This window comes from Streptomyces sp. ITFR-6 (genome assembly GCF_031844725.1).
In the GTDB taxonomy this organism is placed as follows: Bacteria; Actinomycetota; Actinomycetes; order Streptomycetales; family Streptomycetaceae; genus Streptomyces.
Window position 1 is genome coordinate 7,210,220 of sequence record NZ_CP134612.1, and the last position, 18,790, is coordinate 7,229,009.

The following is an 18,790-nucleotide window of genomic DNA, read 5'->3' on the forward strand; positions in this document are numbered from 1 at the left end:
CGGCCGCAGGGTCGTTACGATGGCCTTTCCGGGTGTCCGGATCCGCACGAGGAGCGCTCTTGCCAGACGAGGCCCAGCCAGTCGCCGCCCCGCAGCCCGACCAGCCCGCGGCGGCCCCAGCCACGCCCGCGAAGCAGCCCGCGGAGAAGCCGAAGCCTCCGGCGCCCGAGCCCGGCACGGGCCCGGCCCCCGCAGAGGCCAACGGGCCCGCGCCCGCTTCCCCCGCCCAGCCGGCCGCACCCGCCTCGCCGCCCCCGACGGCGCCGAAGCCCCCGGCAAAGCCCGCGCCGGCGCCCGCAGGTCCGGTGGCCCGTACCGGCGGCGGCTCCTCCAACCGGGTCCGGGCCAGGCTGGCCCGGCTCGGCGTCCAGCGCTCCAGCCCGTACAACCCGGTGCTCGAACCGCTGCTGCGTACCGTCCGGAGCAACGACTCCAAGATCGAGGCCTCCACGCTGCGCCAGATCGAGCGCGCCTACCAGGTCGCGGAGCGCTGGCACCGCGGCCAGAAGCGCAAGAGCGGCGACCCTTACATCACCCACCCCCTCGCCGTGACCACGATCCTGGCCGAGCTGGGTATGGATCCGGCCACCCTGATGGCCGGGCTGCTGCACGACACCGTCGAGGACACCGAGTACGGCCTGGACACCCTGCGCCGCGACTTCGGCGACCAGGTCGCCCTGCTGGTCGACGGCGTCACCAAGCTGGACAAGGTCAAGTTCGGCGAGGCCGCGCAGGCCGAGACCGTACGCAAGATGGTCGTCGCGATGGCCAAGGACCCGCGCGTCCTGGTCATCAAGCTCGCCGACCGGCTGCACAACATGCGCACCATGCGGTACCTCAAGCGGGAGAAGCAGGAGAAGAAGGCCCGCGAGACGCTGGAGATCTACGCCCCGCTGGCCCACCGCCTGGGCATGAACACCATCAAGTGGGAGCTGGAGGACCTCGCCTTCGCGATCCTCTACCCGAAGATGTACGACGAGATCGTCCGGCTCGTCGCGGAGCGGGCGCCCAAGCGCGACGAATACCTCGCCATAGTGACCGACGAGGTGCAGTCCGACCTGCGCGCCGCCCGCATCAAGGCCACCGTCACCGGCCGGCCGAAGCACTACTACAGCGTCTACCAGAAGATGATCGTGCGAGGCCGGGACTTCGCGGAGATCTACGACCTGGTGGGCATCCGCGTCCTCGTCGACACGGTCCGCGACTGCTACGCGGCGCTCGGCACCGTCCACGCGCGGTGGAATCCGGTCCCCGGCCGGTTCAAGGACTACATCGCGATGCCCAAGTTCAACATGTACCAGTCGCTGCACACCACGGTGATCGGGCCCAGCGGCAAGCCCGTCGAGCTCCAGATCCGTACGTTCGACATGCACCGCCGCGCCGAGTACGGCATCGCCGCGCACTGGAAGTACAAGCAGGAGGCCGTCGCGGGCGCCTCCAAGGTGCGCACCGACGTCCCCCGGAACACCGGCCGGGGCCAGGACACCGTCAACGACATGGCGTGGCTGCGCCAGCTCCTGGACTGGCAGAAGGAGACCGAGGACCCCAGCGAGTTCCTGGAGTCCCTGCGCTTCGACCTCTCGCGCAACGAGGTCTTCGTCTTCACGCCCAAGGGCGACGTCATAGCGCTCCCGGCAGGGGCGACACCGGTCGACTTCGCCTACGCCGTCCATACGGAGGTGGGTCACCGGACGATAGGGGCCCGGGTCAACGGACGGCTCGTACCGCTTGAGTCCACGCTCGACAACGGCGACCTGGTGGAGGTCTTCACCTCCAAGGCGGCCGGAGCGGGCCCCTCGCGCGACTGGCTCGGCTTCGTCAAGTCGCCCCGGGCACGCAACAAGATCCGCGCCTGGTTCTCCAAGGAGCGCCGCGACGAGGCGATCGAGCAGGGCAAGGACTCCATCGCGCGGGCCATGCGCAAGCAGAACCTGCCGATCCAGCGGATCCTGACCGGCGACTCCCTGGTCACGCTCGCCCACGAGATGCGCTACCCCGACATCTCGTCCCTGTACGCCGCGATCGGTGAGGGACATGTCGCGGCGGCCGGTGTCGTGCAGAAGCTGGTCCAGGCGCTCGGCGGCCAGGACGAGGCCAACGAGGACCTCGCGGAGAGCTCGCCGCCCTCGCACGGCCGCAACAAGCGCCGGGCCAACGCCGACCCGGGCGTCGTCGTCAAGGGCGTCGAGGACGTCTGGGTCAAGCTGGCCCGCTGCTGCACGCCCGTTCCCGGTGACCCGATCATCGGCTTCGTGACCAGGGGCAGCGGAGTCTCCGTCCACCGTGCGGACTGCGTGAACGTCGACTCGCTCTCGCAGGAGCCGGAGCGGATTCTTGAGGTCGAATGGGCGCCCACCCAGTCCTCCGTGTTCCTCGTCGCCATCCAGGTCGAGGCACTGGACCGCTCCAGGCTGCTCTCCGACGTCACCCGGATCCTGTCCGACCAGCACGTCAACATCCTGTCCGCGGCCGTGCAGACCTCCCGCGACAGGGTGGCCACCTCACGCTTCACCTTCGAGATGGGCGACCCGAAACACCTCGGCCACGTCCTGAAGGCCGTACGCGGCGTCGAGGGCGTCTACGACGTCTACCGGGTCACCTCGGCCCGCCGGCCCTGAGCCGGGCCGTCCGGCGGGCCGTGCGGCCCCTCGTACGACGTGAAGGGCCCCTCCGCCACCGGGCGAATTCGAGGGGTCGTTGCAACACGTGGTCGGTTGTTCAGGCCGCGGGTAGTTTATGCAGGTGCTCGGCTGGGGTTTCCCAGCCGAGCGTTTTGTGTGGGCGGCTGTTGAGTTCGGCGGCGGCGGCGTCGAGGTGGTCGCGGCTGTGGGTGGCGAGGTTGGTGCCTTTGGGGAAGTACTGGCGGAGCAGGCCGTTGGTGTTCTCGTTCGAGCCGCGTTGCCAGGGGCTGGCGGGGTTGCAGAAGTAGACCGGGATGTTGGTGGCGATGCTGAAGGCGTGGTGGGCGGCCATCTCGGAGCCCTGGTCCCAGGTGAGGGACCGCAGCAGGTGGGGCGGCGGTGTTTTCACGGTGTCGGTCAGGGCGTCGCGCATACTTTCGGCGCTGTGGTCGCCGGGCAGGTGGACCGGCATCAGGTAGCGGGTGCTGCGTTCGACGAGGGTGCCGATCGCCGATCCGCTGTTCTTGCCGATGATGAGGTCCCCTTCCCGGTGGCCTGGGACGGCCCGGTCTTCGGCCTCTGCCGGGCGGTCGCTGATCATGACCATCGGGGTCGTGAAGCGGGGCTGGCGTTTGGCTGCCTGGCGGTGGGGGCGGCGGCGGGCGCGGCCGGTCCGCAGGGCCCGGGTGAGTTCGCGCCGTAGTTCGCCGCGTCCTTGGACGTAGAGGGCTTGGTAGACCGTCTCGTGGGTCACGTGCGTCTCCGGCCGGTCGGGGAACCGTCTGTGGAGAGCGTGGCAGATCTGCTCGGGGCTCCAGCGCAGGGTCAGGTGGTCCTGGATGAAGTCCCGCAGTTCGGGGTTCTGGCCGATCTTCCCCGCCTTGGGGCGGGGCCGGCGGGTATCGGCGCGGGCCTGGGCGGCGTGCGGCCGGTACTGACCGTTGCCGGGGTGCCGGTTGCGGCGTATCTCACGGCTGACTGTCGACGGGCTGCGGCCCAGCTCGGCGGCGATCGCGCGGACCGTGGCCTTCTCCCGCAGCCGGTCGGCTATGTGGATACGGTCGGCCTCACGCAGGTAGCGGGACGGGCCAGAAGACGGCGCATCCTGGTGGACCGGAGGCGCCGCCTTCTTCTTGCCGATGTGCGCGTGTGACCCGTCGCGCCACTTCCTGCCGGTCCGCAGGTTGATACCGACGATCCGGCAGGCTTCCCTGCTGCTGCAGCCCTGCTGCATGAGCTGGAAGCATGCCGCCCGCTCACGGGTCAGCTTCCGTGGCCCCTGCGGCCCCCGGTCCTTGCGTCTCTCGAAGTCCATCGCATCCCCTGAGCTGGAGTGTTGCAACGACCACTAGAACTCAAGCCGGCGGAGGGGCCCTTCACACGCGGACCGGCGGACCTGGTCTCAGCCGCCGAACTCCTCAAGGCCCTTGAGAGCCTGATCCAGGAGCGCCTGCCGCCCCTCCAGCTCGCGGGCGAGCTTGTCCGCACGGGCGTTGTTGCCCGAGGCACGCGCCGTGTCGATCTGGGTGCGCAGCTTGTCCACGGCGGACTGGAGCTGACCGGTCAGACCCGCGGCACGGGCACGTGCCTCCGGGTTCGTCCGGCGCCACTCCGACTCCTCGGCCTCCTGGAGCGCCCGCTCCACCGTGTGCATCCGCGCCTCGATCCTGGGGCGGGCGTCACGCGGTACGTGGCCGACGGCCTCCCAGCGCTCGTTGATGGCCCGGAACGCCGCCCTGGAGGCCTTCAGGTCCTTCACCGGCAGCAGCTTCTCGGCCTCGGCCGCGAGCTCCTCCTTGACCTTGAGGTTCTCGCCCTGCTCCGCGTCACGCTCCGCGAACACCTCACTGCGGGCGGCGAAGAAGACGTCCTGGGCACCGCGGAAGCGGTTCCACAGATCGTCCTCGGCCTCGCGCTGGGCGCGGCCGGCGGCCTTCCACTCCGTCATCAGGTCGCGGTAGCGGGCGGCCGTCGTGCCCCAGTCCGAGGAACGGGACAGCGACTCGGCCTCGACGACCAGCTTCTCCTTGGCCTTGCGGGCCTCCTCGCGCTGGGCGTCCAGCGAGGCGAAGTGGGCCTTGCGGCGCTTGGAGAACGCCGAGCGCGCATGAGAGAAGCGGTGCCACAGCTCGTCGTCCGACTTGCGGTCGAGCCTCGGCAGGCCCTTCCACGTGTCGACGAGCGCACGGAGCCGCTCGCCCGCGGAGCGCCACTGCTCGCTCTGCGCCAGCTCCTCGGCCTCGACGACAAGCGCCTCCTTGGCGTGCTTCGCCTCGTCGGTCTGCTTCGCCTTCTGGGCCTTGCGCTCCTCCCGCCGCGAGTCGACCGTCGCCACCAGGGCGTCCAGCCGCTTGCGCAGCGCGTCCAGGTCCCCGACGGCGTGATGCTCGTCGACCTGCGCAGCCAGATGCTCGATGGCGGTCGTCGCGTCCTTCGCGGACAGATCGGTGGTCTTCACCCGCCGCTCCAGGAGGCCGATCTCGACCACAATGCCCTCGTACTTGCGCTCGAAGTAGGCCAGGGCCTCCGCCGGAGAACCGGCCTGCCACGATCCGACGACCTGCTCGCCGTCGGCGGTACGCACGTACACGGTGCCTGTCTCATCGACACGGCCCCACGGGTCGCTGCTCACAGCGCCTCCTCCACCTGATGCCCCCGAGGGGGTTCACCCCCCTGGCATCGTCCACGGTTTCCTGGGGCGGGCAGCGCCCGCCCTGCACAACGCCAATCTAGGCGACGGGCCACCCGGCTGTCCGCACTCCGCGCGGCCGAAATTCTCCGGCGCGCGCCCGGCGCCGCCGCGCGGATCATGCCGGGGCCCGCCGTGCTCACGCCTTGTCGACGGCCGCCTTCGAGATGTTCACGGCCTTCTTCGGCGCACCGTCGGCGGCGCCGCCGGTGACCCCTGCCTTGCCGATGGCCTCGACGGCCTTCAGCGACGCCTTGTCCATCGTGCCGAACGGCGTGTAGCTGGGCGGCAGTTTGGTGTCCTTGTAGACCAGGAAGAACTGGCTGCCGCCGGTGTGCGGCTGGCCCGTGTTGGCCATCGCCACCGTGCCCGCCGGGTAGGTCACCGTGCCGTCCTTGCCCGACTTGCCCAGCGCGGTGAGGTTCTCGTCCGGGATCGTGTAGCCCGGACCGCCGGTGCCGTCGCCCTTGGGGTCACCGCACTGCAGGACGAAAATACCCTTCGTGGTCAGTCGGTGGCACTTGGTGCCGTCGAAGAAGCCCTTGTCCGCGAGCGACTTGAAGGAGTTCGTGGTGTGCGGGGTCTTCGCCGCGTCCATCGTGAACGCGATGTCGCCCTGGCCCGTCTTGAGCGACAGGGTGTACTTCGCCTTCTTGTCGATCTTCATCGCCGGCTCGGGCGCGCTCTTCTCGCTCGCCGAGGGAGATGCGGAGGGGGACGCCGACGAGTTGGCGCTCGCTGCCGCGTCGGCCTTGTCCTTCTTGCCGTCGTCGCCGGTGGCGAAGTACGTGATACCGCCTATGACGGCCACCGCGGCCACCGCGGAGGTGATGATGACCGTCAGCCGACGGGTCCGGCGACGGGCCTCCTCCCGGCGCTGCTGCTGCCGCTCGAACTTCTCCCTGGCGAGCTGCCGCCGCCGCTGATCGCTGCTGACCACCGGGTGATCTCCTTGTGCGTCGTGTGTTCGGGCCTGAGTTGCCCCGTACCGTATATGGGTTAGCTGTGGAATGAGGAGCGCCGGTAGGCTCTGAACTGCTGCGACCGCGCAGCCGCGACCCCTCGTCGGACGACCATTAAGGACGATCGTGCTCATTGCCGGGTTCCCCGCCGGGGCCTGGGGGACCAACTGTTACCTGGTCGCCCCCGCCGCGGGTGAGGAGTGCGTGATCATCGACCCGGGCCACCAGGCCGCCTCCGGGGTCGAGGAAGCACTGCGCAAGCATCGGCTGAAGCCCGTCGCCGTCGTGCTCACCCACGGCCACATCGACCACGTCGCCTCGGTCGTCCCGGTGTGCGGCGCCCACGATGTCCCCGCCTGGATCCACCCGGAGGACCGCTACATGATGAGCGACCCGGAGAAGGCCCTCGGCCGCTCCATCGGGATGCCGCTCATGGGCGAGCTGACGGTGGGGGAGCCGGACGACGTCAAGGAGCTCAGCGACGGTGCCCGGCTCACGCTGGCCGGTCTGGAGTTCGGTGTCTCGCATGCGCCCGGCCATACCAAGGGGTCGGTGACGTTCAGGATGCCCGAGGCCGCGGATGTTCCGCAGGTCCTCTTCTCGGGCGACCTGCTCTTCGCCGGCTCCGTCGGACGCACCGACCTGCCCGGTGGCGACCACGCCGAGCTGCTTGAGTCGCTGGCCCGTGTGTGCCTGCCGCTCGACGACTCGACCGTGGTGCTGTCCGGCCACGGCCCCCAGACGACCATCGGCCGCGAGCGCGCCACCAACCCGTATCTGAGCGGTATGGACGCGCCCCGACGAGGAATGTGACGAGAGCGAAATCGTGAGCACCTTCAAGGCCCCCAAGGGCACGTACGACCTGACCCCGCCCGACTCCGCGAAGTACCTCGCGGTGCGTGAGGCCATCTCCGCACCCCTGAAGAACTCCGGCTACGGCTACATCGAGACCCCCGGCTTCGAGGACGTGGCCCTCTTCTCCCGAGGCGTCGGTGAGTCCACCGACATCGTGAGCAAGGAGATGTACACCCTCACCACCAAGGGCGGCTCCCAGCTGGCGCTGCGCCCCGAAGGCACCGCGTCCGTACTGCGCGCCGCGCTGGAGGCCAACCTCCACAAGCTCGGCAACCTGCCGGTCAAGCTCTGGTACTCCGGCTCGTACTACCGCTACGAGCGCCCGCAGAAGGGCCGTTACCGCCACTTCTCGCAGGTCGGGGCCGAGGCGATCGGCGCGGAGGACCCGGCGCTGGACGCCGAGCTGATCATCCTGGCCGACCAGGCGTACCGCACGCTGGGTCTGCGCGAGTTCCGCATTCTGCTGAACTCGCTGGGCGACAAGGAGTGCCGGCCCGTCTACCGCGACGCGCTCCAGGGCTTCCTGCGCGAACTCGACCTGGACGAGGAGACCCGCCGCCGCATCGAGATCAACCCGCTCCGGGTCCTCGACGACAAGCGCCCCGAGGTCCAGAAGCAGCTGACCGGCGCCCCGGTGCTGCGCGACTACCTCTGCGACGCCTGCAAGGCGTACCACGAGGAGGTCCGCGACCTGCTCAACGAGGCGGGCGTGGTGTACGAGGACGACGAGAAGCTCGTCCGCGGCCTCGATTACTACACCCGCACCACCTTCGAGTTCGTCCACGACGGACTGGGCTCGCAGTCCGCGGTGGGCGGCGGCGGCCGGTACGACGGCCTCTCCGAGATGATCGGCGGACCGGCGCTCCCGTCGGTCGGCTGGGCGCTCGGCGTGGACCGCACCGTGCTCGCCCTGGAGGCGGAGGGCATCGAGCTCGAACTGCCCTCGACCACCAGCGTCTTCGCCGTACCGCTCGGCGAGGAGGCCCGGCGCAAGCTGTTCGCCGTCGTGACGCGGCTGCGCCGCGAGGGGGTGGCCGCGGACTTCGCGTTCGGGGGCCGCGGTCTCAAGGGCGCGATGAAGAGCGCCAACCGCTCGGGCGCGCGGTTCACCGTCGTGGCCGGTGAGCGCGATCTGGCCGAGGGTGTCGTGCAGCTCAAGGACATGGAGTCCGGTGAGCAGACGGCCGTTCCGCTGGCCGAGGTGACCGAGGCGATCAAGGCGCGCCTGGCGTAGGTCCCGCACGGGTCGCGGGCGGGCGGTGTCCCCGTCCGTCCGCGACCGGGGACACCGGGTCCCGCCGGCACGTCAACTCGGCGCAGCCGGATTCACGCTGCCGGGGGGTTCCGGTCCGGGAGGGCCGGTGCCGGTACGTGGCAGCCGGCAGCCCGGCCGGACCCAGGAGCGCCTGCCCGCAGTGGCGTCGGCGCCTTCCGTACCCGGAACCGCACGCTGATTCCGCGCGCATCTTTATGTTCATCGAACGGAGGACCGGCGCGGCGGTACGGCACAATGACCGTGCCCAGCAGGCTACTCAGTGACGGAATGGCGATATGACGACTGCAGCGGTTGACCATCCCTCCTCCGACCAGGACGAGGACGGCGGGAAGAGGACCATCGGCGGCAGTCGTGCGTTCGCACTGCTGCTGGTGATCACGGGCGCTGCCGGACTCCTCGCCGCGTGGGTCATCACGCTCGACAAGCTCAAGCTGATGGAGGACCCCAGCTTCGTCCCGGGCTGCAGTCTCAACCCGGTGGTGTCCTGCGGCAACATCATGAAGAGCGAGCAGGCGGCCGCCTTCGGCTTCCCGAACCCGTGGCTCGGGCTCGCCACCTACCCCGTGATCATGGGCATCGGCCTGGCGCTCCTCGCCGGAGCGCGCTTCAGGGGCTGGTACTGGCTGGGGATGAACGCGGGCACCCTGTTCGGCGTCGGCTTCTGCACCTGGCTTCAGTACCAGTCGCTGTACAACATCAACTCCCTGTGCCTGTGGTGCTGCCTGGCCTGGGTCGCCACGATCTTCATGTTCTGCTACGTCACCACGCACAACATCAAGCACCGGATCATTCCGGCGCCCAGCTGGCTGCGCAACGGACTGACCGAGTTCCACTGGGTGCCGCCGGTCCTGTGGGTCGGCATCATCGGCATGCTCATCCTGACCCGCTGGTGGGACTTCTGGACCAGCTGAGCGGCCCGTACGCACCGAGGCTCCGGCCCGGGGCCCGGCAGGGTTGTCAGTGCGGTGACATAGGCTTCAAAACGTGGAGCCCGACCTCTTTACCGCAGCAGCCGAAGACCGCCAGGAGAAGGACCCGTCCAGCAGCCCCCTCGCTGTCCGGATGCGTCCGCGTACCCTCGACGAGGTCGTCGGCCAGCAGCATCTGCTCAAACCGGGCTCACCGCTGCGCCGCCTCGTCGGAGAGGGGAGCGGGGGACCGGCCGGCCCCTCCTCCGTGATCCTCTGGGGCCCGCCCGGCATCGGCAAGACGACCCTGGCGTACGTGGTCAGCAAGGCCACCAACAAGCGCTTCGTCGAGCTCTCCGCGATCACCGCGGGCGTCAAGGAAGTACGGGCGGTCATCGAGGGCGCCCGGCGCGCCACAGGCGGCTACGGCAAGGAGACCGTCCTCTTCCTGGACGAGATCCACCGCTTCTCCAAGGCACAGCAGGACTCACTGCTCCCGGCCGTCGAGAACCGCTGGGTGACGCTGATCGCGGCCACCACCGAGAATCCCTACTTCTCGATCATCTCGCCGCTGCTCTCGCGCTCCCTGCTGCTGACCCTGGAATCGCTGACCGACGACGACCTGCGCGATCTGCTGCACCGCGCCCTGGCCGACGAGCGCGGACTCGGCGGCGCGGTGACGCTGCCGGAGGACGCGGAGGAGCACCTGCTGCGCATCGCGGGCGGTGACGCACGCCGGGCGCTGACGGCGCTGGAGGCGGCGGCCGGCGCGGCGCTGTCCAAGGGGGAGCCGGAGATCACCCTGCTGACCCTGGAGGAGACGGTCGACCGCGCCGCGGTGAAGTACGACCGGGACGGCGACCAGCACTACGACGTGGCGAGCGCCCTGATCAAGTCGATCCGAGGCTCTGACGTCGATGCCGCGCTGCACTATCTGGCCCGGATGATCGAGGCGGGGGAGGACCCCCGGTTCATCGCCCGGCGGCTGATGATCTCGGCCAGCGAGGACATCGGTCTCGCGGACCCCACGGCGCTGCCCACCGCGGTCGCCGCAGCCCAGGCCGTCGCGATGATCGGCTTCCCGGAGGCGGCGCTCACCCTCAGCCACGCCACGATCGCCCTGGCCCTCGCCCCCAAGTCCAACGCGGCGACGCTGGCGATCTCAGCCGCCCGGGAGGACGTGCGCAAGGGCCTGGCCGGCCCCGTCCCGGCCCATCTGCGCGACGGCCACTACAAGGGGGCCGCCAAGCTGGGGCACGCGCAGGGCTATGTCTATCCGCACGACGTCCCCGGCGGTATCGCCGCCCAGCAGTACGCACCGGACGCCGTGCGCGACAAGCGCTACTACCAGCCCACCCGGTACGGCGCGGAGGCGCGTTACGCGGACGTGGCGGACCGGGTCCGCGAGCGGCTCGGCCGTACCGGCGGCGACGGCGAAGCGGACCGGTCCGGGACATAGCCCGGGGCCCGGGGGTCTCGGTCCCTCAGTGCGCCGCCGCCTCGAAGAGGGTGTGCATGGCGTGCCGCAGCTCGTTCACATCACGCACCGGTTCGGGGAACTCGAAGCGTGCGTCGAAGCACCTGCCGTCCCGCTCGCACACCCGTACCCGCAGCCCCAGCCGGTCCAGCGCGAGCGGCACGACGGCCGGGCGGTGCGCGGAGCAGCCGGCCGTGGCCCGCTCGCCGAGCAGCCCGGACAGCGTGCCGAGCTGTTCGCCGTGCGCCGCGTGCAGATGCTGCAGCAGCTCCGCCTCGTGGATGACGAGCGGGTCGGCGGAGGCGTCGCGGAACTCCTCCGGCTCGACGCTCTGCGCGCCCCAGAGGTCGTCGACGTACGCCTCGCCCGTCTCCAGCCGCAGGAGCATCCGGCCGGGTCCCGCCATGCCCGGGACGGTGGTGAGCCAGCCGGAGACCCGGGCCCGGCCTCGGATGCGGTGCGGTACGGAGACCGGGGCCACGTCGGTGATCTCCAGCACAGCTGTCAGCTCGTCGTCCTGGGCGTGCGTCGCGGCCCGTACCGCCGGGGATTCCGCGGGGAATTCGAGGAAGAGATCCCCGTCCGGACCCACGCTGCGGGAGAGCGGCATCAGCTGGTCCGAGCCCGCGGAGTCGAGGCCGGGGATGAGCAGTACCGAGGAGCAGGTACTCTGTACGAGAGTTCGTGTGCGCTCGGCTGCTGACGGCATCCGTGTGTTTTCAAGCCCGCTGGGACGCGGCTGACCACGATCAGATCGGCCTTCCGTCGTAGCAGCACCTTCAGGTGTGCTGCCGCTGTCTGTGCTGTCCGTGACGTGTGTGGTGTTCCCAGGGCGAGACATGCGATCTCCTTGAGTAAGGTGAGCCTAACCTAACCTACAACGGAGGTCTGGAGAACGTGCCTAATCAGTCGCGTCCCAAGGTCAAGAAGAGCCGCGCGCTCGGCATTGCGCTGACGCCGAAGGCCGTCAAGTACTTCGAGGCCCGCCCCTACCCGCCGGGCGAGCACGGCCGCGGCCGCAAGCAGAACTCGGACTACAAGGTCCGTCTGCTGGAGAAGCAGCGTCTGCGTGCCCAGTACGACATCAGCGAGCGCCAGATGGCCCGCGCCTACGACCGCGCCAAGAAGGCCGAAGGCAAGACGGGCGAGGCTCTCGTCGTCGAGCTGGAGCGCCGCCTCGACGCGCTGGTCCTGCGTTCCGGTATCGCCAAGACGATCTACCAGGCGCGCCAGATGGTCGTGCACGGTCACATCGAGGTCGACGGCCAGAAGGTCGACAAGCCGTCCTTCCGTGTCCGTCCCGACAACATCGTGATGGTCCGCGAGCGCAGCCGCGACAAGCACCCCTTCCAGGTTGCCCGCGAGGGTGGTTACGACACCGACGGTGAGACCCCGCGCTACCTGCAGGTGAACCTGAAGGCCCTGGCCTTCCGCCTTGACCGGGACCCGAACCGCAAGGAAATCCCCGTGATCTGCGACGAGCAGCTCGTCGTCGAGTACTACGCCCGTTGATCCAGGCGTAGCCGCTCTTCACCAGCGCTCAGGCCCGCCCCTTCCCGAAGCCGGGGAGGCGGCGGGCTTTCGCGTCTTCCCGGTCTCGGGAAGCGGCCCCGGCGCCTCCGGTGCGCCGGTCTCCGCGTCGCCCCGCCGCTCCCCGGGGCGCCCGGCCAGTGCCCTGGCCACCACCGCGTCGGTGCCCAGCACCGCGCCGGCCCGCCGCTGCGAGGCGTACCGCTCCTCGCCCAGCTCCTGGCGGGCCAGCTTTTCGCACCGGGCCCTGGGCGCCCCGTAGTGCTCGGAGCCGAACAGCGGCAGCCCCACCGATGGCCAGATCTGTTCGGCGGCCCCCTGCAGCAGCGCCGCCTCGTCCGCGTCGCCCTCGACCACCGTGATCAGCGCCAGCAGTTCCAGCGAGAGCACGGTGCCGAGCAGGTCGTGGAAGGCGTGGCTGATGGACAGCGACTCCCCGAGGAGCTCCCTGGCCCGTGCCGGACGGCCCCGCTCCAGGGCGGCGAAGGCCAGGACCAACAGTGCGTAGCTGAGGGCCCACCGCTCCCCGTGGTCCTCGCAGATCTCCCGGACCTCCTCGCAGATCGTGACCGCGCGGTCCAGCTCGCCGCGGAACCCGACCGACATCGCCAGTTCGACCTGGGCCATCAGCACATTGCTGTTCAGCTCCCCGAGCTCCCGGTAGCGGCCGAGCGCCTCGTGCAGCAGCTCCTGCGCCCGCGCCGTGTCGTCCGTGACGAGGGCCAGGCAGCCGGTGCGGTGCAGCGCGTACGCCGAGGCCGTGGCGTCACCGGCCAGCTCCGCCTCCTCCCGGCACTCGGTCAGCGCCGAGATCGCTCCCACCGGGTCTCCCTGCAGCACCGCGACATAGCCGAGCACCCACAGCGCCTTCAGCCGCGAGGAGTCGTACGGGGTCTCCTCCTCCAGCACGTGGTCCAGCCAGTGCCGCCCCTCCGAGAGCAGCCCGCAGCCGACCCACAGGAACCAGAGCGTGCCCGCCAGGTACTGGGCGAGATGCGCCTCCTCCGGGCACTCCAGCGAACACTCCATGGCCCGCCGCAGATTGGGCAGTTCGCTCTCCACCCGGGCCGCCACCTCGCTCTGCCTCGGGCTGAACCAGTCCAGCTCGCACCAGGTCGCCAGCCCCAGGAACCAGTCGCGGTGACGCCGCCGCAGCCGCTCCGTCTCCCCGGTGGCCGCCAGCCACTCGGCGCCGTACTCGCGCACCGTGTCGAGCATCCGGTAGCGGGTCCCGGCCGCCGAGTCCTCCCGCAGCACGATGGACTGCGCGAGCAGCCCGGAGAGCACGTCGAGCACCGAGTCGGCCGGCAGTTCGGAGCCGCTGCAGATGTACTCGACCGCCTCCAGGTCGAACTGCCCGGCGAAGACCGAGAGCCGTGACCACAGCAGCCGCTGCTCCGGGGCGCAGAGCTCATGGCTCCAGCCGATGGCCGTACGGAGCGTCTGATGCCGGGCCAGCGCGCTGCGGCTGCCGCCGGTCAGCAGCCGGAAGCGGTCGTCGAGGCGCTCCAGCACCTGCTCGGCCGAGAGCGCCCGCAGCCGCCCGGCCGCCAGCTCCAGCGCGAGCGGAATCCTGTCCAGCCGCCGGCAGAGCTCCTGGACCGCGCCCCGGGTGTCCTCGGTCAGCCGGAACTCCGGCTGCACCGCGGTGGCCCGCTCCGCGAAGAGCCGGAGCGCGTCCCGGCCGGTCATGGTCGCGAGCGGATAGGTGACCTCGCCGTCGAGTTCCAGCGGCAGCCGGCCGGCCGCCAGCACCCGCAGCCGGGGGGCCCGGCGCAGCAGGTCCCGTACCAACTCCGCACAGGCGTCCACGAGATGTTCGAATCCGTCGATCACCAGCAGGAGCCGGCGTCCGGCGCAGTGTTCCAGGAGTGTGGTGTGCGGCGGCCTGTTGGTGTGGTCGGTCAGGCCCAGCGCGTCGACGAGTGCGTGTTCCAGCAGCTCCGGATCGTGGACGTCCGACAGCTCCAGCAGCCAGACCCCGTCGCAGTACCGTTTTTTCAGAAGGGTCGCGACCTTGGTGACCAGCCGGGACTTGCCGACGCCTCCCACTCCCACGACGGTGACCAGCCGGGACTCCTCCAGGAGTCCGGCGAGCTCGGCCAGCTCGTCGTCACGTCCCACGAACCCGTTCAGTTCCGCCGGGAGATTGCCCGGGAGGCCGTGTGCGGGCCCGCCAGGGGCGGTGGGCGGTGTATCCGGACCGTCGGGAGAGGGGAAGGGGCGCTGAGGGCGTCGCATGAAACACGCAGAGTACTGGCCCGAAAGCGCTCCGTACAATCTCGTCGCGGGAACTCCCGCCGTGCCGGGCGGTAATGCGGTACAGGGCGCGAGCCCCGGCGCGATAGGCTCGGAGGCGGTGACCGGCCGCTGCGCGGGCCGCCGCCGAACAAGCGGAGAACAGCGCGGAAACAGCGTCTGTCTCTGCTGAACAACGCAGAGACAGACGACAAGCCAGAGAGAGCGGTGCACTGTGTCCGGTGGTGAGGTGGCCGGGATCCTGGTGGCCGTCTTCTGGGCGATCCTGGTTTCGTTCCTCGCCGTCGTGCTGGTGAGGCTCGCGCAGACGCTCAGGGCGACCACCAGACTCGTGGCGGACGTGACCGAACAGGCCGTCCCGCTGCTCGCTGACGCCTCCGCGACCGTACGTTCCGCGCAGACCCAGCTCGACAAGGTCGACGCGATCGCGACGGACGTCCAGGAGGTCACCTCCAACGCCTCGGCGCTCTCCACCACCGTCGCTTCCACGTTCGGCGGCCCGCTGGTCAAGGTCGCCGCGTTCGGCTACGGGGTCCGGCAGGCCATCGGCCGCAAGACCGCCCCCGAACCGGAAGCGCGTTCCCGGCGATCGGTGATCGTCGGCCGGACCGTGCCGTCCGCGCGTGGCAGGAAGCGCAACGGCAGAAACTCCCGCGGATCGAAGGACTGACGCAGCGATGTTCCGCCGTACGTTCTGGTTCACCGCCGGCGCAGCCGCCGGGGTCTGGGCCACCGCCAAGGTCAACCGCAAGATCAAGCAGCTGACCCCCGAGAGCCTCGCGGCGCAGGCCGCCGACAAGGCGGTCGTGGCCGGTCACCGGCTCAAGGACTTCGCGCTGGACGTCCGCGAGGGCATGGTCAGGCGCGAGGCCGAGCTGGGCGAGGCGCTGGGGCTCGAAGCCCCGGTCGACCCGGACCTCCCGGTACGGCCGCACTTCGCCGTCGAGGCGGCGCCGCCCGGCAGACGCGGGGCGCCCGCCCGCAACCGCACGCTCCCCTACAACTCGTACAACCGGAATGAGGACCACTGATGGAGTCGGCTGAAATTCGCCGCCGCTGGCTGAGCTTCTACGAGGAGCGCGGTCACACCGTCGTCCCTTCGGCGTCGCTCATCGCGGACGACCCGACTCTGCTGCTGGTCCCGGCCGGCATGGTGCCCTTCAAGCCGTACTTCCTCGGTGAGGTCAAGCCGCCCGCCCCGCGCGTCACCAGCGTGCAGAAGTGCGTCCGTACGCCGGACATCGAAGAGGTCGGCAAGACCACCCGGCACGGCACCTTCTTCCAGATGTGCGGAAACTTCTCCTTCGGTGACTACTTCAAGGAAGGCGCCATCGAGTACGCCTGGGAGCTGCTCACCGGCTCCGTGGCGGACGGCGGCTTCGGCCTGGACCCCGAGCGGCTGTGGATCACGGTCTACCTCGACGACGACGAGGCCGAGGCCATCTGGCGCGACAAGATCGGCGTCCCGGCCGAGCGGATCCAGCGCCTGGGCAAGAAGGACAACTTCTGGTCCATGGGCGTCCCCGGACCCTGCGGCCCCTGTTCCGAGATCAACTACGACCGCGGCCCCGAGTTCGGCGTCGAGGGCGGCCCGGCCGTCAACGACGAGCGTTACGTGGAGATCTGGAACCTGGTCTTCATGCAGTACGAGCGCGGCGCCGGCGACGGCAAGGAGGACTTCCCGATCCTCGGGGACCTGCCCTCCAAGAACATCGACACCGGCCTCGGCCTGGAACGCCTCGCGATGATCCTGCAGGGCGTGCAGAACATGTACGAGACCGACACCCTGCGCGTCGTCATGGACCGGGCCACCGAGCTGACCGGCGTGCGCTACGGCGCCGCCGAGGGCACGGACGTCTCGCTCCGGGTGGTCGCGGACCACATCCGCACCTCCGTCATGCTCATCGGTGACGGTGTCACCCCCGGCAACGAGGGCCGCGGCTACGTGCTGCGCCGCATCATGCGCCGCGCCATCCGCAACATGCGGCTGATGGGCTCCACCGGCTCCGTCGTCAACGAGCTGGTCGGCGTCGTGATCGAGACGATGGGCCTGCAGTACCCCGAGCTGATCACCGACCGCAAGCGCATCGAGACCGTCGCCCTCGCGGAGGAGGCCGCCTTCCTCAAGGCCCTCAAGGGCGGCACCAACATCCTTGAGACCGCCGTCACCGAGACCAAGGCCGCCGGCGGCCGGGTCATCGCCGGGGACAAGGCGTTCCTGCTCCACGACACCTGGGGCTTCCCGATCGACCTCACCCTGGAGATGGCCGCGGAGCAGGGCCTGTCCGTGGACGAGGACGGGTTCCGCCGCCTGATGCAGGAGCAGCGGGACAAGGCCAAGGCCGATGCCCGCGCCAAGAAGACCGGTCACGCCGACCTGTCCGCCTACCGCGAGGTCGCGGACAACTCCGGCGCCACCGAGTTCACCGGCTACACCATGACCGAGGGCGAGTCGACGATCGTCGGCCTCCTCGTCGACGGTGTCCCCTCGCCCGCCGCCCTGGAGGGCGACGAGGTCGAGGTCGTCCTGGACCGCACCCCGTTCTACGCCGAGGGCGGCGGCCAGCTCGCCGACACCGGGCGGATCCGGCTCGACACCGGCGCGGTGATCGAGGTCCGCGACGTCCAGAAGCCGGTCCCCGGCGTCCACGTCCACAAGGGTGTCGTCCAGGTCGGTGAGGTCACGGTCGGTGCCGCCGCCCTCGCCTCCATCGACGACACCCGGCGCCGGGCCATCGCCCGCGCCCACAGCGCCACCCACCTCACTCACCAGGCGCTGCGCGACGCGCTGGGCCCGACGGCCGCCCAGGCCGGCTCCGAGAACTCCCCGGGCCGGTTCCGCTTCGACTTCGGCTCGCCCGCCGCCGTACCCGGCACGGTCCTCACCGACGTCGAGCAGAAGATCAACACCGTGCTCTCCCGCGAGCTCGACGTCCAGGCCGAGGTCATGTCCATCGACGAGGCCAAGAAGCAGGGCGCCATCGCGGAGTTCGGTGAGAAGTACGGCGAGCGGGTCCGGGTCGTCACCATCGGGGACTTCTCCAAGGAGCTGTGCGGCGGCACGCACGTCCACAACACCGCCCAGCTCGGTCTGGTCAAGCTGCTCGGGGAGTCGTCCATCGGCTCCGGCGTACGCCGCATCGAGGCTCTCGTCGGCGTCGACGCGTACAACTTCCTCGCCAGGGAGCACACGGTCGTCGCCCAGCTCCAGGAGCTCGTCAAGGGCCGTCCGGAGGAGCTTCCGGAGAAGATCGCCGGAATGCTCGGCAAGCTGAAGGACGCCGAGAAGGAGATCGAGAAGTTCCGCGCGGAGAAGGTGCTCCAGGCCGCCGCCGGGCTCGTCGACTCCGCCCAGGACGTCCGGGGCGTCGCCCTGGTCACCGGCCAGGTCCCGGACGGCACCTCGGCCGACGACCTGCGCCGGCTCGTCCTCGACGTCCGCGGGCGCGTCCAGGGCGGCCGCCCGGCCGTCGTGGCCCTGTTCACCACGGCCAACGGCCGCCCGCTGACCGTCATCGCCACCAACGAGGCCGCTCGCGAGCGCGGTCTCAAGGCCGGTGACCTGGTCCGCACCGCTGCCAAGACGCTCGGCGGCGGAGGCGGCGGCAAGCCGGACGTCGCCCAGGGCGGCGGCACGAACCCGGACGCCATCGGTGACGCCGTCGCCGCTGTCGAACGCCTCGTCACCGAGACGGCGTGACGCCGGACATGACGGGGATGCGCCGCGGTCGCCGGCTGGCGATCGACGTCGGGGACGCCCGGATCGGGGTCGCCTCGTGCGACCCCGACGGGATCCTCGCCACGCCGGTGGAGACCGTGCCGGGACGCGATGTCCCGGCCGCCCACCGGCGGCTCGGCCAGATCGTCGCGGAGTACGAGCCGATCGAGGTCATCGTCGGCCTGCCCCGCTCCCTCGGTGGGGGGGAGGGGCCGGCCGCGGCCAAGGTCCGCGCCTTCGCGGATGTGTTCGCCCGCGCGGTCGCACCCATTCCGGTGCGATTGCTGGACGAGAGGATGTCCACAGTGACGGCGAGTCAGGGCCTGCGCGCCTCGGGCGTGAAGTCCAAAAAGGGCCGTTCCGTCATTGATCAGGCTGCCGCTGTGGTGATCCTTCAGAACGCTTTGGAGTCCGAACGGGCTTCGGGCAATCCTCCCGGCGAGGGCGTCGAAGTGGTTGTCTGATCGCGATACGGTAACGTTCCGCGCGATGCGG

The 18,790-nt window shown here is 70.3% G+C and carries 15 protein-coding genes; 10 read left to right on the top strand and 5 right to left on the bottom strand.

Annotation, left to right across the window (positions count from 1 at the left end):
* The first annotated feature begins 59 nt into the window (after positions 1-59).
* Positions 60-2,618, top strand: coding sequence for a RelA/SpoT family protein (locus tag RLT59_RS32880; protein ID WP_311306763.1), 2,559 nt, complete (start codon positions 60-62; stop codon positions 2,616-2,618).
* Between the two features lie 100 nt (positions 2,619-2,718).
* On the opposite strand, the gene RLT59_RS32885 is transcribed toward RLT59_RS32880, so the two are convergent.
* The 3 genes from RLT59_RS32885 to RLT59_RS32895 all read right to left on the bottom strand — a co-directional run bounded on the left by RLT59_RS32885 (position 2,719) and on the right by RLT59_RS32895 (position 6,250).
* Positions 2,719-3,855, bottom strand: coding sequence for an IS30 family transposase (locus tag RLT59_RS32885; RefSeq protein WP_399127017.1), 1,137 nt, complete (start codon positions 3,853-3,855; stop codon positions 2,719-2,721).
* A gap of 168 nt (positions 3,856-4,023) precedes the next feature.
* A complete protein-coding gene (locus RLT59_RS32890; protein WP_311306765.1) occupies positions 4,024-5,253 on the bottom strand; it encodes a DUF349 domain-containing protein in 1,230 nt (409 codons plus the stop codon).
* Between the two features lie 196 nt (positions 5,254-5,449).
* The gene (locus RLT59_RS32895) at positions 5,450-6,250 is read right to left on the bottom strand and encodes a peptidylprolyl isomerase (protein WP_311306766.1); all 801 of its coding nucleotides are present in this window, start codon (positions 6,248-6,250) and stop codon (positions 5,450-5,452) included.
* Positions 6,251-6,398: 148 nt separating this feature from the next.
* On the opposite strand from RLT59_RS32895, the gene RLT59_RS32900 reads away from it, so the two are divergent.
* From RLT59_RS32900 to RLT59_RS32915, 4 genes are all read left to right on the top strand, one after another.
* A complete protein-coding gene (locus RLT59_RS32900; RefSeq protein WP_311306767.1) occupies positions 6,399-7,085 on the top strand; it encodes an MBL fold metallo-hydrolase in 687 nt (228 codons plus the stop codon).
* 13 nt (positions 7,086-7,098) lie between these two features.
* Positions 7,099-8,361 (top strand): histidine--tRNA ligase, encoded by a 1,263-nt coding sequence (gene hisS / locus RLT59_RS32905; RefSeq protein WP_311306768.1) that lies wholly within the window; start codon positions 7,099-7,101, stop codon positions 8,359-8,361.
* A gap of 317 nt (positions 8,362-8,678) precedes the next feature.
* On the top strand, positions 8,679-9,314 hold the full coding sequence (locus RLT59_RS32910) for a vitamin K epoxide reductase family protein (protein WP_311306769.1): 636 nt from the start codon (positions 8,679-8,681) through the stop codon (positions 9,312-9,314).
* Between the two features lie 73 nt (positions 9,315-9,387).
* Complete coding sequence (locus RLT59_RS32915; protein ID WP_311306770.1) at positions 9,388-10,770, top strand: replication-associated recombination protein A; 1,383 nt, start codon at positions 9,388-9,390, stop codon at positions 10,768-10,770.
* 25 nt (positions 10,771-10,795) lie between these two features.
* Here RLT59_RS32915 and RLT59_RS32920 read toward each other — a convergent pair whose 3' ends face one another.
* Positions 10,796-11,497, bottom strand: coding sequence for a DUF2470 domain-containing protein (locus RLT59_RS32920; RefSeq protein ID WP_311306771.1), 702 nt, complete (start codon positions 11,495-11,497; stop codon positions 10,796-10,798).
* Positions 11,498-11,685: 188 nt separating this feature from the next.
* Between RLT59_RS32920 and rpsD the strand changes: the two genes are divergently transcribed.
* Positions 11,686-12,300, top strand: a complete 615-nt coding sequence (rpsD, locus tag RLT59_RS32925; RefSeq protein ID WP_311306772.1) for a 30S ribosomal protein S4 — start codon at positions 11,686-11,688, stop codon at positions 12,298-12,300.
* Positions 12,301-12,318: 18 nt separating this feature from the next.
* On the opposite strand, the gene RLT59_RS32930 is transcribed toward rpsD, so the two are convergent.
* Positions 12,319-14,559, bottom strand: a complete 2,241-nt coding sequence (locus RLT59_RS32930) for an ATP-binding protein (protein ID WP_311306773.1) — start codon at positions 14,557-14,559, stop codon at positions 12,319-12,321.
* Between the two features lie 247 nt (positions 14,560-14,806).
* Between RLT59_RS32930 and RLT59_RS32935 the strand changes: the two genes are divergently transcribed.
* From RLT59_RS32935 to ruvX, 4 genes are read left to right on the top strand one after another with little or no spacing between them, the layout of a single operon-like run.
* Complete coding sequence (locus tag RLT59_RS32935) at positions 14,807-15,247, top strand: DUF948 domain-containing protein (RefSeq protein WP_073737538.1); 441 nt, start codon at positions 14,807-14,809, stop codon at positions 15,245-15,247.
* 7 nt (positions 15,248-15,254) lie between these two features.
* Positions 15,255-15,608 (top strand): DUF6167 family protein, encoded by a 354-nt coding sequence (locus tag RLT59_RS32940; protein ID WP_311306774.1) that lies wholly within the window; start codon positions 15,255-15,257, stop codon positions 15,606-15,608.
* Positions 15,608-18,277, top strand: a complete 2,670-nt coding sequence (gene alaS, locus RLT59_RS32945; RefSeq protein ID WP_311306775.1) for an alanine--tRNA ligase — start codon at positions 15,608-15,610, stop codon at positions 18,275-18,277. Before RLT59_RS32940 ends, alaS begins: the two co-directional genes overlap by 1 nt.
* Before the next feature lie 8 nt (positions 18,278-18,285).
* The gene (gene ruvX / locus RLT59_RS32950) at positions 18,286-18,759 is read left to right on the top strand and encodes a Holliday junction resolvase RuvX (RefSeq protein ID WP_311307941.1); all 474 of its coding nucleotides are present in this window, start codon (positions 18,286-18,288) and stop codon (positions 18,757-18,759) included.
* The last annotated feature ends 31 nt before the right edge of the window (positions 18,760-18,790 follow it).